The organism is Streptomyces macrolidinus (assembly GCF_023887685.1).
Classification (GTDB): domain Bacteria; phylum Actinomycetota; class Actinomycetes; order Streptomycetales; family Streptomycetaceae; genus Streptomyces; species Streptomyces macrolidinus.
Window position 1 is genome coordinate 141,641 of sequence record NZ_JAMWMR010000016.1, and the last position, 17,089, is coordinate 158,729.

General features: G+C 69.8%; 14 protein-coding genes and 5 tRNA genes. 9 read left to right on the forward strand and 10 right to left on the reverse strand.

All coding sequences use genetic code 11. From position 1 onward, the window contains the following. Positions 1-9: 9 nt before the first annotated feature. Complete coding sequence (locus tag NGF19_RS18900; RefSeq protein WP_252426149.1) at positions 10-573, reverse strand: DUF4188 domain-containing protein; 564 nt, start codon at positions 571-573, stop codon at positions 10-12. Between the two features lie 86 nt (positions 574-659). Here NGF19_RS18900 and NGF19_RS18905 point away from each other — a divergent pair, with 86 nt between their 5' ends. Beyond that, positions 660-1,334, forward strand: coding sequence for a MerR family transcriptional regulator (locus NGF19_RS18905; RefSeq protein ID WP_252426151.1), 675 nt, complete (start codon positions 660-662; stop codon positions 1,332-1,334). A gap of 36 nt (positions 1,335-1,370) precedes the next feature. On the opposite strand, the gene NGF19_RS18910 is transcribed toward NGF19_RS18905, so the two are convergent. The 9 genes from NGF19_RS18910 to NGF19_RS18950 form a co-directional block, all read right to left on the reverse strand. After that, positions 1,371-1,443: transfer RNA gene (locus tag NGF19_RS18910), tRNA-Glu, on the reverse strand. A gap of 28 nt (positions 1,444-1,471) precedes the next feature. Then, positions 1,472-1,543: transfer RNA gene (locus NGF19_RS18915), tRNA-Gln, on the reverse strand. A 19-nt stretch (positions 1,544-1,562) separates the two neighbouring features. Further along, a tRNA-Glu gene (locus NGF19_RS18920) sits at positions 1,563-1,635 on the reverse strand. Positions 1,636-1,699: 64 nt separating this feature from the next. Continuing rightward, positions 1,700-1,772: transfer RNA gene (locus tag NGF19_RS18925), tRNA-Glu, on the reverse strand. Positions 1,773-1,811: 39 nt separating this feature from the next. After that, a tRNA-Gln gene (locus NGF19_RS18930) sits at positions 1,812-1,883 on the reverse strand. A 90-nt stretch (positions 1,884-1,973) separates the two neighbouring features. Then, positions 1,974-2,705, reverse strand: coding sequence for an HAD family hydrolase (locus tag NGF19_RS18935; protein WP_252426153.1), 732 nt, complete (start codon positions 2,703-2,705; stop codon positions 1,974-1,976). A gap of 115 nt (positions 2,706-2,820) precedes the next feature. Beyond that, complete coding sequence (gene gltX, locus NGF19_RS18940; RefSeq protein WP_252426155.1) at positions 2,821-4,296, reverse strand: glutamate--tRNA ligase; 1,476 nt, start codon at positions 4,294-4,296, stop codon at positions 2,821-2,823. Beyond that, positions 4,289-5,065 (reverse strand): fumarylacetoacetate hydrolase family protein, encoded by a 777-nt coding sequence (locus NGF19_RS18945; protein WP_252426157.1) that lies wholly within the window; start codon positions 5,063-5,065, stop codon positions 4,289-4,291. Before NGF19_RS18945 ends, gltX begins: the two co-directional genes overlap by 8 nt. 99 nt (positions 5,066-5,164) lie before the next feature. Beyond that, positions 5,165-5,353 (reverse strand): hypothetical protein, encoded by a 189-nt coding sequence (locus tag NGF19_RS18950; protein WP_252426159.1) that lies wholly within the window; start codon positions 5,351-5,353, stop codon positions 5,165-5,167. A 599-nt stretch (positions 5,354-5,952) separates the two neighbouring features. On the opposite strand from NGF19_RS18950, the gene NGF19_RS18955 reads away from it, so the two are divergent. The 8 genes from NGF19_RS18955 (at position 5,953) to NGF19_RS18990 (ending at position 16,900) form a co-directional block, all read left to right on the forward strand. Next, positions 5,953-10,260, forward strand: coding sequence for a sensor histidine kinase (locus NGF19_RS18955; RefSeq protein WP_252426161.1), 4,308 nt, complete (start codon positions 5,953-5,955; stop codon positions 10,258-10,260). Between the two features lie 9 nt (positions 10,261-10,269). Next, entirely contained in the window at positions 10,270-10,683 is a 414-nt protein-coding gene (locus NGF19_RS18960; RefSeq protein ID WP_252426177.1) for a roadblock/LC7 domain-containing protein, read from the forward strand. A gap of 114 nt (positions 10,684-10,797) precedes the next feature. Next, a complete protein-coding gene (locus tag NGF19_RS18965) occupies positions 10,798-11,196 on the forward strand; it encodes a DUF742 domain-containing protein (protein WP_252426163.1) in 399 nt (132 codons plus the stop codon). Next, complete coding sequence (locus NGF19_RS18970) at positions 11,177-11,752, forward strand: GTP-binding protein (RefSeq protein WP_252426165.1); 576 nt, start codon at positions 11,177-11,179, stop codon at positions 11,750-11,752. Before NGF19_RS18965 ends, NGF19_RS18970 begins: the two co-directional genes overlap by 20 nt. Positions 11,753-12,120: 368 nt before the next feature. Continuing rightward, positions 12,121-15,240, forward strand: coding sequence for a sensor histidine kinase (locus tag NGF19_RS18975; protein ID WP_252426167.1), 3,120 nt, complete (start codon positions 12,121-12,123; stop codon positions 15,238-15,240). 10 nt (positions 15,241-15,250) lie between these two features. After that, positions 15,251-15,664, forward strand: coding sequence for a roadblock/LC7 domain-containing protein (locus NGF19_RS18980; RefSeq protein WP_055421938.1), 414 nt, complete (start codon positions 15,251-15,253; stop codon positions 15,662-15,664). Between the two features lie 98 nt (positions 15,665-15,762). Further along, a complete protein-coding gene (locus NGF19_RS18985; protein WP_252426169.1) occupies positions 15,763-16,338 on the forward strand; it encodes a DUF742 domain-containing protein in 576 nt (191 codons plus the stop codon). Continuing rightward, positions 16,319-16,900, forward strand: a complete 582-nt coding sequence (locus NGF19_RS18990) for a GTP-binding protein (RefSeq protein WP_190191055.1) — start codon at positions 16,319-16,321, stop codon at positions 16,898-16,900. The genes NGF19_RS18985 and NGF19_RS18990 overlap by 20 nt, the downstream gene beginning before the upstream one ends. The last annotated feature ends 189 nt before the right edge of the window (positions 16,901-17,089 follow it).

The window sequence follows — 17,089 nt, forward strand, 5'->3', positions numbered from 1 at the left end:
GGGCCCGCCTCAACGCCGCGGCGCGCCTTCCCCGCTCTCCCCCCGACTCCCCTGTCGGTCGGCCTTGCCCCGCGCACCGGACGAGCGGTGCGCGAACCGGTCCGCCGCCCGGCGGCCCCGGCTCTCCACGGGCAGCGTGCCCGTGGCCGCCGCGAGCCCGGCGGGCGGCATGTCGAAGTAGATCGATTCGTACGAGCCCTCGGGCACCACATAGGCCTCGTGCCACAGTCCCACGTGCCGATGGAGCTTGCCCGCCCGCTCCTTGCGGTTGACGATCCCCCACACCCGGTGATGGAGGGCGTCCGCAGCGGCGGCGTAGGCGTAGAGCTTCTCCTTGGACTCCCAGTACTGGACCACGTGGTACGAGCGGGGCGAGGCGGTGAGCAGGACGTGCCCGAGCAGTCCCCGGCTGCGATCGCGGGCAAGTTCTCCCAGCATGCGGAACATCGACAGCATGACCGGGAGCCACTGGTGCACCGCCCAGAAGTGGTTGATGCGCATCCCGATCAGCAGGACCACCACCTCGCCTTCGGCGGCTGCGGTGGTGCGGCCCGGTACCGGCTTCGCGAACATCACGGCCCCCCGATCACTCGGATAGTGGCACTATCTCGTCTGGGCGATGCTTGGATGGTCCCGCTTCCCCAGGAAGGGCACAAGAGATGCGGCTGGCCGAGTTGAGCGAGCGCAGCGGGGTGTCCACCGCGACGATCAAGTACTACCTGCGCGAAGGGCTGTTGGCGCCCGGCCGGCAGCGCAACGCGACGACCGCGGAGTACGACGAGGAGCATCTGCGGCGGCTGCGGCTGGTGCGGGCGATGATCCAGGTCGGCCGGGTGCCGGTGGCCACGGTCAGGGAGGTGCTCCGGCACGTCGACGACGACTCCCTCGGCCGGACGATCCGGATGGGCGCGGCCCTGTGGGCGTTGCCGCAGGTGCCCGAGCCGGACGCGGAGGACGCGTCCGTACAGACCGCGCGCCGCGAGGTGAACGACCTGCTGGAGACGTTGGGCTGGTCGAACGCGCAGGCCGTGGTGACGCTCTCCCCCGCCTACCGTTCGCTGGTGGTGGCGGTGGCCGCGTTCCGACGGCTCGGCTACGACTGGGACAGCGAACTCCTGGTGGCCTATGCGCAGTTGATGCACCAGGCGGCCGTCCTCGATCTGGACGCGGTGGAGACGTACCCGTCGGAGACGGAGAAGGTCGAGGCGGCGGTGCTCGGGGCGGTCCTCGTGGAGCCGATGCTGCAGGCGCTGCACCGGCTGGCGCAGGAGGAGGAGTCGGCGCGGCGGTACGGCTTCGAAGAGGGCGGCGGTACGGGCCGGGAAACGCCGTAGGGCCCCCACCGAAGTGGAGGCCCTACGGGCTTGATGTACCCCCGACCGGATTCGAACCGGCGCTACCGCCTTGAGAGGGCGGCGTGCTAGGCCGCTACACAACGGGGGCGTGGATCTTGCGTTTCCGCAGATCCGAGCTGGTCTACCTGGACTCGAACCAAGACTAACTGAACCAGAATCAGTCGTGCTGCCAATTACACCATAGACCAATGTGGTTTAGACCAACCGTACCCCCGACCGGATTCGAACCGGCGCTACCGCCTTGAGAGGGCGGCGTGCTAGGCCGCTACACAACGGGGGCCCTAGCGATCCTGCATCGAATGACAGCGGGAGCTACCCGAAACTGTCCTCGCGGGAAGGATCTGTACCCCCGACCGGATTCGAACCGGCGCTACTGCCTTGAGAGGGCAGCGTGCTAGGCCGCTACACAACGGGGGCTTTGCGGATGACATCCGCGGTGCAGATAAGCTCTGCGAGCTGGCCTACCTGGACTCGAACCAAGACTAACTGAACCAGAATCAGTCGTGCTGCCAATTACACCATAGGCCACTGGAACGCAAGCCCCTGAGGGGATTTTGTTCTAGTTCGCGCTTCCGGTTTCCGGCCTTTCGGCCCGTTCCCCTCGGCGCAGGAAGAACATTACCCGATGGTGGACGACGCTCCAAAACGAGTATCGGCCGCGAGCACGGCGGGGAGTTCGGCGAGGGAGCTGATCCGGCGCGGTCCGCCCGGCGCGTCGGCGCGCGCGGGCAGTCCGTCGCGGTCGATCCACACGGAGAGCAGCCCGGCCTCGGCGGCGCCGCGCCCGTCGATCTCCGGGTGGTCGCCGACGTAGGCGACCTGGTGCGGGGCGAGTTCCAGGGCCGCGCAGACGGCGTGGAAGGCCTGGGGCTCCGGCTTGGAGACGCCCAGCTCCGCGGCGCACACCACGGCCTCGAAGCGATCGAGGATGCCGAGCGCCCGCAGCTTGTACTCCTGGACGTGGATGCTGGAGTTGGAGAGCACCGCGTGCCGGTGGCTGGCGGCGAGGGTGTCCAGGGCGGGCAGGACGTCGGGGAAGAGGGCCCAGGCGGCCTCGTAGTGGGTCTTGTAGCGCTGGTACCAGGCGTCGGCCCCGGTGTCGGTCAGCTCCTCGCCCAGGAAGACCCGTACGCGGTCACGGCGCTGCGTCTCGAAGTCGGCCTCCCCGGCGGCGAACCGGGCCCACTGCTGGTCGGTGATCTCCCGCCACAGGGTCAGCGCCCGCTCCACGCTCCCGTACCGGTCGAGCAGGCCCTCGACGACGAGATGGCGATGCATGCCCGCGCGGTCCGCGGTGGTGTAGTCGAAGAGCGTGTCGTCCACGTCCCAGACCACGGCGCTGATGCTCATGGTCCGACCGTAACGCGCGGGCGGTGGGCGCGTCTGCCGATCGCGGGGATACGGCGGTACGACGCGAGGGGCGGCACCCGGTGGTCCCGGATGCCGCCCCTCGCGTACGGACGGGTCAGGCGGCCAGCTTCGCCAGCGCCGCGTCGATCCTGGCCAGCGTCTTCTCCTGGCCGAGGACCTGGAGGGACTCGAAGAGCGGCAGGCCGACCGTACGGCCGGTGACGGCGACGCGGACCGGGGCCTGCGCCTTGCCGAGCTTGAGGCCGTGGGCCTCACCGGCGGCCAGGACGGCCTCCTTCAGGGACTCCGGGGACGTCCAGTCGGCCGCCTGGAGCTTCTCCCTGGCCGTGCGGAGCAGCGCGTCGCTGCCCTCCTTCATGGCCTTCGTCCAGGACGCCTCGTCGGACACCGGCTCCGGCAGGAACAGGAAGTCGACGTTGTCGGTGATCTCGGACAGGACCTTGAGGCGGGTCTGCGCGTGCGGGGCGATCGCCTCCCACTTCGCCTCGTCGAAGTCCTCGGGCGCCCAGGTCGCGTGCGGGGCGCTCAGCCACGGCCGGCAGCGCTCGGTGAAGTCCTTCACGTCGAGCAGACGGATGTGGTCGGCGTTGATCGACTCGGCCTTCTTCAGGTCGAAACGGGCCGGGTTGGGGTTCACGTCCGCGATGTCGAAGGCGGCGACCATCTCCTCGATGCCGAAGATGTCGCGGTCGGCCGCGAGCGACCAGCCCAGCAGGGAGAGGTAGTTGAGCAGACCCTCGGGCAGGAAGCCGCGCTCGCGGTAGAGGTTGAGCGCCGACTGCGGGTCGCGCTTGGAGAGCTTCTTGTTGCCCTCGCCCATCACGTAGGGCAGGTGTCCGAACTGCGGGACGTCCTTCGCGATGCCCAGCTCGATCAGCGCCTTGTAGAGGGCGATCTGGCGGGGGGTGGAGGAGAGCAGGTCCTCGCCGCGCAGGACGTGGGTGATCTCCATCATCGCGTCGTCGACCGGGTTCACGAGCGTGTACAGGGGCGCGCCGTTGGCGCGCACGATCCCGTAGTCCGGCACGTTCTCCGGGGTGAACGTCAGCTCGCCGCGGACCAGGTCCGTGAAGGTGATCGTCTCGTCGGGCATCCGGAAGCGGACGATGGACGTACGGCCCTCGGCCTCGTAGGCCGCGACCTGCTCGGCGCTCAGCTCGCGGCAGTGGCCGTCATAGCCGGAGGGCTTGCCGGCGGCGCGGGCGGCGTCGCGGCGGGCGTCCAGCTCTTCCGTCGTGCAGTAGCAGTGGTAGGCGTAGCCGCCGTCCAGGAGCTTGCGGGCGACGTCCTGGTAGATGTCCATCCGCTGGGACTGGCGGTAGGGCATGTGGGGGCCGCCGACCTCGGGGCCCTCGTCCCAGTCGAAGCCCAGCCAGCGCAGCGAGTCCAGGAGCTGGAGGTAGGACTCCTCCGAGTCGCGGGCCACGTCCGTGTCCTCGATACGGAAGACGTACGTGCCGCCGGTGTGGCGGGCGAACGCCCAGTTGAACAGGGCGGTGCGGACCAGGCCCACATGGGGGTTGCCGGTCGGGGACGGACAGAAACGGACGCGGACGTTCGCGTTAGCCACGCTTGATCACCTTGTTGGTGAGAGTGCCGATGCCTTCGATGGTGACGGCGACGGTGTCGCCGACGTTGAGGGGGCCGACCCCCGCGGGGGTGCCGGTGAGGATCACGTCGCCGGGGAGCAGCGTCATGGCCTCGGAGATGTTCACGATCAGGTCCTCGATCGGGTGGATCATCTCGCTGGTACGACCGAGCTGGCGCTGCTCGCCGTTGACGGTGAGCTGGATGGTGAGGTCGCTCGGGTCGAGGTCGGTCTCCACCCAGGGGCCGAGCGGGCAGGAGGTGTCGAAGCCCTTGGCCCGCGCCCACTGCTTCTCACGCCGCTGGACGTCGCGCGCGGTCACGTCGTTGGCGCAGGTGTAGCCGAGGATGACGTCCTTGACGCGCTCGCGCGGGACCTCGCGGCACATCCGGCCGATCACCACAGCCAGTTCGGCCTCGTGGTGCAGTTCCTGGGAGAAGGAGGGATAGGCGATCTCGTCGCCGGAGCCGATCACGGAGGTGGACGGCTTGAAGAAGGCGAACGGGGCCTCGGGCACCTCGTTGCCCAGTTCCCGGGCGTGCTCCGCGTAGTTGCGGCCGAAGGCCACGACCTTGTTGGGGAGCACCGGCGGCAGCAGCCGGACCTTGCTCAACGGCACCTTCGTACCGGAGAGTTCGAAGTCCGCGAACGGGATGCCCTTGATGATGTCGAGGACGAGTTCGTCCGGCTTGTCGCCCTCGACCGCGCCGAAGGCGACGTTCCCGTCGATGGAGAATCTGGCGATGCGCACGGGATCGCGGCCCCTCACTGAGCTGGCTGGAGTCTGACGCTCCAGGCTAACGCGGCGGGGGGCCGCCGCCCCGCGCACGAGCGACGGACGCCGGGGGCGTTACTCCGCCGCGGCGCGCTGGGCGGGGATCTCCATGAGGATCGTGCGCTTGGGGTTGGCCGTCTGCGTGGGAAGGTCGACGGAGTGTTCCGGGACCACCCGCGTCTCCAGCTCGGCGGCGTCGGCCAGATGCGCCAGCGTCGTCCGCCGCGGGTTGGCTGTCTTGCGGAGCATCATCGTGGTCTTCACTGTTGTCGTCGACCTTGTCGTCACGGGCGCCGGGCGACCTCAGGGCCGTCGCCGGGGCGCGGGGTTTGTCGGATTCGGCATCCCTGTAAAGCGCCAGGCTAAACATGCAATTCCCGTCGAAGTCATGATGGCGGCATGATCTTCATGTGAGTTTGCTCACGAGGCAATGGGCAAATGGGTCAATTCAGACGGTCAATTGACCTCGACGAATCGGACATTACTTACCCGAAGCCCGCATTCCGCTGCCGATCATGGCGACTGGGACACCCGACAGGCCCCAATAGATCGTGGGCATACGTCCGTTATATACAAGATCACTTTGCACCCCTCGTGATCCGCTCCTCACGTGGCGTCACGGTCTCCACCGGCATGCCGGTTGGCCTTGTTGGAGATCCGCCACTGTGCTGGAATTCGCGGGACCGCCGCGGGGACCGCACCGGCGAAGCATGAGGCGCGACGCAGCGCCGGGCAGCGGCGGGAGGGGGACCCAGCGCCGGTCACTCACGACCACCCGGGGGGCGCATTCAGGGCGCCCCCTACGACGCCGACACCGTCCCGCCGCTCGCGGAGGGGCGCCTGGTCCAGAGGTTGCGACGCTAGTGCAGGGACGTTTCAAGAGGGATGGCAGTGCTTCGGGGGAGCCGGAGCCGCACGGGGGGACCGACCGTGGTTCCTCGCCCCAGCACGGCCAGAGCCCGGGCCCCGCACCGGCCGGTGCGGGCGCCGACCGCCCCGACGTGAAGGCGGTGGACGCCCCCGAGCCGACGCCCTCTGCGCAGCCCGGCTCCACGGGCTCGCGCATGGCCCTGCGCAACTGGCGCATCTCCACGCGTCTGGTCTCCCTGCTCGCACTCCCCGTGGTCGCGGCGACCACGCTCGGTGGGATGCGCATCAGCGAGAACATGGACCAGATCCAGCAGCTCGAGAGCATGAAGCTGCTGACGGACATGACCCGCCAGGCCACCCAGCTCGCCGCGGCGCTCCAGGAGGAGCGCGACCAGACCGCGGGCCCGCTCGCCCACGGCGCCACCTCGAACGACTACACGGTCAAGGGCGCCCGCGAGAAGACCGACCGCGCGCGCTCCGTCTTCATCCAGGGCACCGGCGAGATCGGTGACGCCGCCGAGGCAGGTCAGCTCTCCGGCGTCCGCGACAGCGTCGTCGGTATCGCGGGCGAGCTGAACAACCTCAGCACCATCCGCGCCAACGCCTACAAGGACCCGAAGAACTCCGCGCAGACGGTCGAGGCGTACCACCGGCTGATCACGCAGTTGCTCAGCCTGTCCCAGGACATGGCGCAGGCGACCAGCAACCCCGAGATGATCCAGCGCACCCGTTCCCTGGCGGCGTTCTCCACCGCCAAGGAGTACGCGTCGATGCAGCGCGCGGTCATCGCGGCGGCGCTGCCCGCGAACAACAGCACGGAGGGCAAGCTCTCCGAGAACGACCGGCAGTACGCCCTCTCCGCCCTGGAGAGCCAGGACTCCAGCCTCGACAGCTTCGCCAGCATCTACGGCGAGGAAGCGGCCGAGCTGACCAAGCCGATCGACCAGGGCAGCCCGACCATCGAGGCGGCCGACAAGTACGCCGACCGCGTCCTCAAGTCGTCGAACGGCTTCTCGGGCCAGAACAAGCGCTCGTACAAGGACTGGGTCGACGACGACTCGGCCAAGATCCTCCAGATGAAGAGCATCGAGGGCACGCTCCTGGAGGAGATGGAGCAGAAGGCCCGTGAGCTGAAGAACTCCTCGCAGCAGGAAGCGATCATCTCCGGTGCGCTGATCCTGCTCGTCCTCGGTGTCTCGCTCGTCGGCGCCTTCGTCGTGGCCCGCTCCATGATCCGCTCGCTGCGCCGGCTCCAGGACACCGCCACCAAGGTCGCCCAGGACCGCCTGCCCCAGCTCGTCAAGGAGCTGTCCGAGTCCGACCCGCAGGACGTCGACACGTCCGTGGAGTCGGTCGGTGTGCACTCCCGGGACGAGATCGGCCAGGTGGCCGCGGCCTTCGACGACGTGCACCGCGAGGCGGTCCGCCTCGCCGCCGAGCAGGCCCTGCTGCGAGGCAACGTCAACGCGATGTTCACCAACCTCTCGCGCCGCTCCCAGGGCCTGATCCAGCGTCAGCTCTCGCTCATCTCCGAACTGGAGTCCCGCGAGGCCGACCCCGACCAGCTCTCCTCGCTGTTCAAGCTCGACCACCTCGCGACGCGTATGCGCCGTAACGGTGAGAACCTCCTCGTCCTCGCCGGTGAGGAGCCGGGCCGCCGCTGGACCCGCCCGGTCCCGCTGGTCGACGTGTTGCGTGCCGCCGCGTCCGAGGTGGAACAGTACGAGCGCATCGAACTGGCCGCGGTTCCTGCCACCGAGGTCGCGGGCCGCGTCGTCAACGACCTCGTGCACCTCCTCGCCGAGCTGCTGGAGAACGCGACCTCGTTCTCCTCGCCGCAGACCAAGGTCAAGGTCACCGGTCACGCGCTGCCCGACGGGCGCGTGCTGATCGAGATCCACGACACCGGTATCGGTCTGTCCCCCGAGGACCTCGCGCAGATCAACGAGCGGCTCGCCGCGCCGCCCACGGTGGACGTCTCCGTCTCCCGCCGCATGGGCCTCTTCGTGGTCGGTCGGCTCTCGCAGCGCCACGGCATCCGTATCCAGCTCCGCCCGTCCGACTCCGGCGGGACGACCGCGCTGGTCATGCTCCCGGTGGATGTCGCCCAGGGCGGCAAGAAGCCCGCGGGCAAGCAGGGCCAGGGCGGCCCGCAGAGCGGCGGTTCGGCCGCCGGTGCCGCCGCCGCGGGTGCCGCCGCCGCGCGTCGCCAGGTGCAGGGCGGCGGGGCCGGTGGCCCGGGGCTCAAGGCCGCTCCGCAGCGCGGGCAGGTGGGCGCCGGACAGGGTCCGCGCGCCGCGCTGCCCGGCAGCGGCCAGAACGGCCGTCCCGGCGGCCCCGGTGGGTCCCGCGGTCAGCAGGGCGGCGCCGGCGGTGCCGCTTCGCAGGCCCCGACCCTGTTCGAGCAGGGCGGACGCCCGTCCCCGCAGCAGGGCCGACAGAACCCGGCCGCCGGTGACAACGCCTTCGGGCAGCAGCAGGCCGCGCCGGGCGCCCCGCAGGGGCTGCAGGCCGCGCAGGCCTTCCCGAACAACGGCGCGCCAGTACCGCCGCAGCAGCAGGAGCGCAAGGAACGGCAGGAGCCGCAGCGCAAGGAAGGCCGTGGCGGCAGGCGTCGCCCGCAGCTTCCCGGCCGGGGCGGTCCGCGCGCCGAACTGCCCGGCGGCAACCAGCAGCAGCGCACGCCGAGTTGGAGCGACGAGAACGCGCAGCCCCCGGCGCCGCGCGCCGCGCTGGACGGCCCGCGCGGTCACGAGGAGCCGGACGCGCTGTCCGCGACCTCGCAGATGCCCCGGATCGACGACCACCAGGGCCCCGGTGCCACCGCGGAGATCCCCCGGATCGAGGACGACCGTCAAGGTCCCGGGTCCACGGCCGAGTTCGCGCGACCGGACTTCAACGCCCCGCGTCCCGGGGCCGGTGGGCAGTTCCCGCGCCAGGACGGCTTCGGCGGCCCGCAGCAGCAGGGCAACCAGGCGGGCGGGTTCCCCGGCGCCCAGCAGGCCCAGGACACGGGCCGGTTCCCGGCGTCCGGGCACCAGGAGACCGGGCAGTTCCCAGCTCTCGGACGCGGCCAGGACACGGGGCAGTTCGCGAACCCCGGCCACGGACAGGACACCGGGCAGTACCCCGCGCAGCGGCACGACGGCTCCGGTACGGGGCAGTTCGCCGCTCCGGGCCAGGGGCAGGACACGGGTCAGTACCAGGCTCCCGGACGGGGTCGGGGCGCGGGCCGGTTCCAGGGTCCCGGTCAGGACAGCGGCCAGTTCCCGAACACCGGCCACGCGCAGGACACCGGACAGTTCGCGGCCCCCGAACACGGCCAGGACACCGGGCAGTTCCAGACCCCCCAACAGGGTCAGGGCGCGAACCAGTTCCAGGGTCCCGGTCAGGCGCAGGACACCGGGCAGTTCCAGACCCCCGAACACGGCCAGGACACCGGCCAGTTCCAGGCCCCCGGCCATGGACAGCACACCGGCCAGTTCCAGGTTCCCGAGCACGGGCAGGACACCGGGCAGTTCCAGGCTCCCGGACAGGGCCAGAACACCGGGCAGTTCGCGAACCCCGGCCACGGACAGGGCACCGGGCAGTACCCCGCCCAGCGGCACGACGGCTCCGGTACGGGGCAGTTCGCCGCTCCCGGGTACGGAGACCCGTCCGCCACGGGGCAGTTCGACGCGCAGGGCCATGACGCCTCCGGTACCGGCCAGTTCGCCGCGCAGGGTTACGGGAACCAGCAGGACCCCTCCGCCACCGGGCAGTTCGCGCAGGCCCAGCAGCAGGCCCAGCAGCAGGCCCCGCAGCAGTCGCAGCAGCCCGAGGCGCTGCCGCCCGCGCAGAGCGCCGGTGACGGACGCACCCCGCTGTTCGACCGGCTGGAGACCAACTGGTTCCACGGCGAGCGGGGCCAGCAGAACGACACCTCCGCGGCCCAGGCGCCGCAGCAGCAGCCCGCGGCCCCTGAGCCGTCGGCCCCCGAACCGTCCGCACCCGAGCGTCCGGCCCCCGCGGCCTGGCGCACCTCGCCGAACGACGAGATCGGCCGCGCGGCCGAGCGCGTACGGCAGCCCTCCGCGGGCGGCGTCACCACCTCCGGCCTGCCGCGCCGGGTCCCGCGCGCGAACCTCGTGCCGGGCACGGCCCAGCAGCAACAGCACCACACCGGTCCGCAGGTCTCGCGTGCGCCTGACGACGTACGCGGCCGGCTGACCAACCTCCGACGGGGCATCGCCCAGGGTCGCCAGGCCGGTACCGGCCAGACCGGCAGCTTCCCCAGCCCCACTCACCAGCAGGAGCAGTAGTTGAGTCAGATGAGCCAGGCGGCACAGAACCTCAACTGGTTGATCACGAACTTCGTGGACAACACGCCGGGGGTGTCCCACACCGTCGTCGTGTCCGCGGACGGACTCCTTCTGGCGATGTCCGAAGGGTTCCCGCGTGATCGCGCCGACCAACTCGCGGCCGTGGCCTCCGGGCTGACCTCGCTGACCGCGGGTGCGTCCCGCATCTTCGAGGGCGGCAGGGTGGCACAGACGGTGGTCGAGATGGAGCGCGGCTTCCTCTTCCTCATGTCCATCTCGGACGGCTCGTCCCTCGCGGTGCTCGCCCACCCCGAGTGCGACATCGGGCTCGTGGGCTACGAGATGGCCCTCCTGGTCGACCGCGCGGGCGCGGTGCTCACGCCCGACCTGCGCGCCGAGCTCCAGGGCAGTCTGCTTCGCTGAACGGCTTCCCGCCGCCACCCCCACCACACGCACACACCGTCCGGCCGCCACAGCCCCCCACCGGCCTCGTCAGACGGCACGACTGACCAACTTGCTGTCCCGCCCGGAGGATTCATGACCCCGCCCCCTGCCGCTCACGATCCGTACACAGATCCGTACGGAGACGAGGGCGACCAGCCGCTGGTACGTCCGTACGCGATGACCGGTGGCCGGACCCGGCCCCGCTACCAGCTCGCGATAGAGGCGTTGATCAGCACGACGGCCGATCCGGCCCAGCTCATGGGCATGCTGCCCGAGCACCAGCGGATCTGCCATCTGTGCCGTGAGGTGAAGTCGGTGGCGGAGGTCTCGGCGCTGCTGTCCATGCCGCTCGGTGTGGCCCGGATCCTCGTCGCCGACCTCGCGGAAGCCGGCCTCGTCGCGATCCACCAGCCTGGTGGCGACGAGAACAACGGCGGCGCGCCGGACGTGACACTGCTCGAAAGGGTGCTCAGTGGACTTCGCAAGCTCTGACGGAGGGCGCTCCACCACCTCCGCCAAGATCGTGGTGGCGGGTGGCTTCGGTGTCGGCAAGACCACGTTCGTGGGTGCCGTCTCGGAGATCAACCCGCTGCGCACGGAGGCCGTCATGACGTCTGCTTCGGCAGGCATCGACGACCTCACCCACACCGGGGACAAGACCACCACCACGGTGGCCATGGACTTCGGCCGCATCACCCTGGACCAGGACCTGATCCTCTACCTCTTCGGAACCCCCGGCCAGGACCGCTTCTGGTTCATGTGGGACGACCTGGTCCGCGGCGCCATCGGCGCCATCGTCCTCGTCGACACCCGCCGCCTCGCCGACTGCTTCCCCGCCGTCGACTACTTCGAGAACAGCGGCCTCCCCTTCGTCATCGCCCTCAACGGCTTCGACGGAAACCAGCCCTACACCCCCGACGAAGTCCGCGAAGCACTCCAGATCGGCCCCGACACCCCCATCATCACCACCGACGCCCGCCACCGCGCCGACGCCAAATCCGCCCTCATCACCCTCGTCGAACACGCCCTCATGGCACGCCTGCGGTAAGCAAGTAGCCGGTGTCATACGGCAGTTGTCGTAGATCCCGGGGAGCCGACTGTGGCGTTTGACACGGTCGGCCCCGGGGTTCATAACGTTTCGACAGAGAAATCGGGTGGTACCACCACGCGTCGCGGTCGTTCGGTGCCGCTGTGCGCACGAAAGCCCCGCCATTTGGCGGGGCTCGCTCTTTATGACCGTTTTATCTCGCCCATCTCGCCAACGGAATCCTTGATTCCGAGTGTTTGGAATCGCGCAGGCTGACGTGCTGGAATGCCTGAACTGCCCTTAGGTCGGCCGACACAACTCGTCGGTGACAGGGCTCAGGAGACACCGCGGCACGACGTAGGTGCCGTCGCCGAGAGGTTGTTGGTCGAGTGAGGCGAAGCAAGAACGGTCCCGAACCGTCTGCCCGGGGTAACTTCACCCCGCCGCCGCGCGAAGTGGCACCCGCAGACGAGCCCGGGCCGGAGTCGACGCCCCTGCCCCGGGGCCGCAGCCGCTTCTCCTTGCACAACTGGCGCATGCCGACCAAGCTGAACGCGATCCTGCTCATCCCCGTCCTGGTGGGCCTCGTCATGGGCGGCTTCCAGGTACGGAGTTCGATCGACACCTGGCAGCAGGCGCGGGACGCGGAGAAGGTCGCGAAGATCGTGGCCGCCGCCGGTGTCTACGCCGAAGCCCTTCTCAACGAGCGTGACCTCTCCGCGGAGCCGCTGCTGAAGGGCGACCGCAACAGCGCGGTCGTCAAGCAGGCCCGCGAACTCACCGACGAGAAGGCCGACGCCTTCCATCAGGAGATCATCGGCCGCCCCGCCATGCAGGGCCTGGAACGCCGGCTGAGCCTGCTGGCCAAGGCCGAGCCGAAGCTCGCGCAGATCCGCCGCACGGCCTTCACCCGGGCCATGGACCCGGTCAAGACCGAAGAGGGCTACGTCGAGGTCGAGCACCTCCTGATGGAGTTCTCCAACGAACTGGGCCTCGGCACGGGCAACATCACGGCGTACGGCCGCTCGGTGTACGCCCTCGCGCTCGCCAAGGGCGCCGAGTCGCTGGAACGCTCCATCGGTATGCATCTGCTGGTCAAGCCCAGCACCGACGCCGCGATCCACGCACGGCAGACCACGGCCTTCGCCTCGTACCGGTACCTGGAGGGCGTCGCCCAGCGCGAGTACGTCTCCGGTGCCACCGAGGAGGACGCCGCGCACCTCACCGCGGTCATGAAGGAGAAGGCCGCGGAGGGCAAGAAGCGGGCCGCCAAGGACACGCCCGCCGGGCAGACGCCGCTCTCCATGGACGAGATGGTCCAGGCGATCAGCAGCGGCCTGTCCCCCGACGAGCTGAAGCAGCAGGGCATCACCCCCGACACGTGGATGGCCGCCGCCACCCTCAAGTTCGAGGCGTACAACCAGGTCGAGAACGAGCTGATCAAGCGGGCCGTCGACGACGCCGGGTCGATCGCCACCAACGCCCAGCGCGACGCCTACATCAACGGCGCGATCGTCCTGCTCTCCCTGCTCGCCGCCGTCGCCCTCGCGGGTGTGATGGCCCGTCAGATGACGCGCTCGATGCGCGAGCTGCGCAGCGCCGCCTTCGACATCGCCGAGCAGCGACTGCCGATGCTGGTCGACCAGCTCTCGCGCACCGACCCCGGCCGGGTCGACACCAAGATCGTGCCCATCCCGATCTCCTCCACGGACGAGATCGGCGAGGTCGCCCGCGCCTTCGACCAGGTCCACCGCGAGGCCGTCCGGCTGGCCTCCGAACAGGCCCTGCTGCGGGGCAACATCAACGCGATCTTCACCAACCTCTCGCGCCGCAACCAGTCGCTGATCGAGGGCCAGCTCACGCTGATCACCGATCTGGAGAACAACGAGGCCGACCCGGACCAGTTGGAGAACCTCTTCAAGCTGGACCACCTCGCGACCCGTATGCGCCGCAACGGCGAGAACCTCCTCGTCCTCGCGGGCCAGGAGCCCGGCCGCCGCTGGGACCAGCCGGTCCCGCTGGTCGACGTGTTGCGCGCCGCCGCGTCCGAGGTGGAGCAGTACGAGCGCATCGAGCTGGCCGGTGTCCCGGAGGCCGAGATCCACGGCCGGGCCGTGACCGACCTCGTGCACCTGCTCGCCGAGTTGCTGGAGAACGCCACGACGTTCTCCTCCCCGCAGACCAAGGTCCGGGTCACGGCCACGCGCCTGCCCGACGGCCGGGTCATGATCGAGATCCATGACAAGGGCATCGGGCTGACGCCCGAGGACTTCGCGGACATCAACCACAAGCTGGCCAACCCGCCGACCGTGGACGCCGCGATCTCGCAGCGCATGGGCCTGTTCGTGGTCGGCCGGCTGGCCGACCGGCACGACATCCGCGTCCAGCTCCGCCCCTCCGGTGAGCAGGCCGGTACCACCTCGCTGGTCATGCTCCCGGACGCCATCACCCACGGCGGTGGCGGCGAACAGCCGCTGGAGACCAACGAGTTCACCGTCTCGCAGATCATCCCCGAGAAGCAGCCCTTCGCGGTCGAGAACGCCGAGGGACAAGCGGCGCTGACCGCCGCGGAGTTGGGCTTCGACGACAGCCGTTACAGCGACCCGGTCGGCCGCTCGCTGATGCGCGAGGAGCGCCGTGCGGCCCTGGAGGCCCAGACGCACGGCACGGACCGCGCGCACGAGGCCCACCCGAACTCCACTGCGTACCCGAACCAGTTCGAGGCGCCGCAGCAGCCCGCGTACGACAACGGGCAGGACGCGTTCCAGGAACAGCGGCAGGCGTACGACCCGCAGCAGACGTACGAGGAGCCGCAGCAGGCCGCGTACGGGGAGCAGTACTACCCGGCCGGTGACGGACAGGCGCAGGGCGAGAACTTCACGCCCCCCGGCGGCTACCCCGAGTCCGGCTATGCGGAACAGCCGCAGAACAACGGCGCGGTGGCCCCGGCCACCTCCTCACCGACGTACTCCGCCTTCGACGAGCCGTCCTACCAGGACGACTGGCCGCAGCAGAACGCCTACCAGAACGGCTACGGCTCCGCGTACGCTGCGGAACCGGAATCCGCGCAGGCCGCTGACGCGAACACGCAGGACCGCGTAGGCTTCGATCACCCGGAACCGGCTTCCACCGCCGACCACGGGCTGACCGACGCCGGACTGCCCCGCCGTGGCAGCACCGCGAACGGCACCACGTCGGCACCCTCGGAGGCGAACGGCGACCAGCACTCGGCGAACGGCGAGGGATGGCAGCAGGCGTCGCAGCCGAAGAAGCCGAAGGCGGCGGGAGTCACCTCTTCCGGTCTGCCTCGGCGCGTCCCCAAGGCGAACCTGATCGAGGGCGCCGCGGAGACGACCCCGCAGGGAGGCCCACAGGTCTCCCGGTCCCCCGAGGACGTGCGGGGCAGACTGAGCAACCTGCGTCGAGGCGTCCAACGCGGACGTAGCGCAGGCAGTGATACGAACGGCCAGGGCTTCGGTCCTGACAGCACCTACAACCAGGAGCGTTAGTGTGAGCCCGATGAGCCAGGCGGCACAGAACCTGAACTGGTTGATCACCAACTTCGTGGAGAACACCCCCGGGGTGTCCCACACCGTGGTGGTCTCCGCCGATGGACTTCTTCTGGCGATGTCCGAAGGCTTCCCCCGTGACCGCGCGGACCAGTTGGCGGCCGTCGCCTCCGGTCTGACGTCGCTGACCGCGGGTGCCTCCCGCATCTTCGAGGGCGGCAGCGTCAACCAGACGGTGGTCGAGATGGAGCGGGGCTTCCTCTTCATCATGTCCATCTCGGATGGTTCGTCCCTCGCGGTCCTCGCGCACCCGGAGGCGGACATCGGCCTCATCGGGTACGAAATGGCGCTTCTCGTCGACCGTGCCGGTACCGTCCTGACCCCGGATCTCCGTGCGGAGCTCCAGGGCAGCCTTCTCAACTAGGAGAAGGACGGTGCATATCGGCGTCCTGGGGCCGTAAGGTTTCGGGACGCGCCTTCCACAGCGACGGGTGGCACGGCACAGTCGGAGGAGGAGAGATCGTGACTACGCTCCCAGGTGATTCGTCCGCGGGGAACTGGCCCTATGGCCAGGGCCCCGGACAGGGTGACCAGAACGGGTATGACTTCTCCGCACCGAACCCGCGGCGTCAGCCGTACCTGCCGCAGGGACCGCAGGGTCCCGGACCGTCACCGTACGACCCGCAGGCGGCACCGCGCATCCAGCCCGTGCAGCCGCAGCGCCGCTCCCCCGAGCCGGCGCCCGCAGGGTCGACCAACAACCCCCTGGTGCGCCCGTACGCCATGACGGGCGGTCGTACCAGGCCCCGCTACCAGCTCGCCATCGAGGCGCTGGTGCACACCACCGCGCAGCCGCATCAGATGCAGGGTCAACTGCCCGAGCATCAGCGGATCTGCAACCTCTGCCGGGAGATCAAGTCGGTGGCCGAGATCTCGGCGCTCCTGACGATTCCTCTCGGCGTGGCCAGGATCCTCGTCGCCGACTTGGCGGAGGCGGGCCTGGTCGCCATTCATCAGCCGGGCGGCGACGAGAACGCCGGCGGCCAGCCAGACGTGACACTGCTCGAAAGGGTGCTCAGTGGACTTCGCAAGCTCTAGCGGCGGTCCTTCCCGCTCCACCACCTCCGCGAAGATCGTGGTGGCGGGCGGCTTCGGCGTGGGCAAGACCACGTTCGTCGGCGCTGTCTCGGAGATCAACCCGCTGCGCACGGAGGCCGTCATGACGTCTGCTTCGGCAGGCATCGACGACCTCACCCACACCGGGGACAAGACCACCACCACGGTGGCCATGGACTTCGGCCGCATCACCCTGGACCAGGACCTGATCCTCTACCTCTTCGGAACCCCCGGCCAGGACCGCTTCTGGTTCATGTGGGACGACCTGGTCCGCGGCGCCATCGGCGCCATCGTCCTCGTCGACACCCGCCGCCTCGCCGACTGCTTCCCCGCCGTCGACTACTTCGAGAACAGCGGCCTCCCCTTCGTCATCGCCCTCAACGGCTTCGACGGAAACCAGCCCTACACCCCCGACGAAGTCCGCGAAGCACTCCAGATCGGCCCCGACACCCCCATCATCACCACCGACGCCCGCCACCGCGCCGACGCCAAATCCGCCCTCATCACCCTCGTCGAACACGCCCTCATGGCACGCCTGCGGTAAGCGCACGCCTGCGGTGAGCACGTCACATGTCCGGGGCCTCTCCGCACGGAGGGGCCCCTCTTGGTGTGCGTACGACTTCCCGACGTGCGGACGACGTCCTGGCACCCGTACGCGGAAGGGCCCCGCCAAGTGGCGGGGCCCTTCCGTTCGTTGCCGTGCGGGTGCGGCTACGCGTGCCAGCTGTGGGGC